Annotated in this window: 1 protein-coding gene; it reads right to left on the bottom strand. The window is 71.8% G+C overall.

What is annotated here, in order from left to right:
* Positions 1–183 precede the first annotated feature (183 nt).
* A partial coding sequence (locus DMC18_RS24165; protein ID WP_199232627.1) for a formylglycine-generating enzyme family protein occupies positions 184–1085 on the bottom strand: 902 nt, incomplete at its 5' end.

Raw genomic sequence — 1085 nt, 5'->3', positions numbered from 1 at the left:
AGAGAGGGAGGGGCCCGCCGCGAAGCGGTGGGAGGGTGAGAGGTTTCACCGCTGGCCGGAAAACCCCTCGCCCAGAACATCGCGAGCCGTCCAAGACCGCCCCTAGCATAAGCCGGTGCTTCAATCTGAAAGGCTGTAACCTCTCACCCTCCCATGGCTGCGCCATGGGCCCCTCCCTCTCTCTCAGAGAGAGGGATTTTCATAAGCCACCCGGAACCCCACGTGCGAGGTCCCCAGCCCCTCCTCCTGCGCCTGCCAGGCGGCGGGGCGGAAGTTGGCGCAGTAGTTGAAGGCGCAGAGAAACGAGCCGCCCTTGATCAGGCGCTCGGGTCCGCTGCTCGCGGCGGCGCTCGACGTCCACTCCCAGGCGTTGCCGATCATGTCCACGAGGCCGAAGGCGTTGGCGGAAAAGCAACCCACGGGCGCCAAGCCCGTGAAGTGGTCTTCGTTGCTCTGGGCCAGCGGGAACTCGCCCTGCCAGGTGTTGGCGGCCGGCTTGCCGTCGTCGTCATAGGCCCAGCCTTGCGGCGAGCGCGGGCCGGACTGGTCGCCGCGCGCGGCCCGCTCCCACTCGGCCTCGGTCGGCAGGCGCCCGCCGGCCCAGCGGGCGTAGGCCTGGGCGTCGTCGTAGGTCACATGCACCACCGGCTCGTCGGCATGGGCCAGGTCGTCGGCCCCGCCGCCGTGCGGATGACGCCAGTTGGCCCGGCGCACCAGCTTCCACCACTGGGCCGCGTCGTCTCCGGAGAGATGCTCGGGCTGCACGAACACCGCCGAGGCCCCCTCCCGCTCGGCCTGGGTGACATAGCCCGTGGCGTCGACGAAGGCGGCGAACTGACGGTTGGTCACCTCGTGGCGGTCGATCCAGAAGCCCTCGACGGCCACGACCTTGCCCGGCCGTCCGGGGCCGTCCTCGCCCAGCGCCACGGCGCCGGCGGGAACGAAGGCGCGGCCTTCCCTGTCCTGGCCCTTGCGGGCATGGCAGGCGCCGGGCGCGGCGGCGCGAATGGCCGCCACCTCGACGCCGGCCGGATCGGCAACCGTGAAGCCGCGCGTCGCCAGGCCGGCGACGAGGGCCCCGGCGG

The sequence above is a fragment of the Caulobacter sp. D5 genome, from assembly GCF_003185805.1.
GTDB lineage: Bacteria > Pseudomonadota > Alphaproteobacteria > Caulobacterales > Caulobacteraceae > Caulobacter.
The sequence above is the reverse complement of the archived record's forward strand: the minus strand, read 5'-3'. Positions and strand labels throughout refer to the sequence as shown.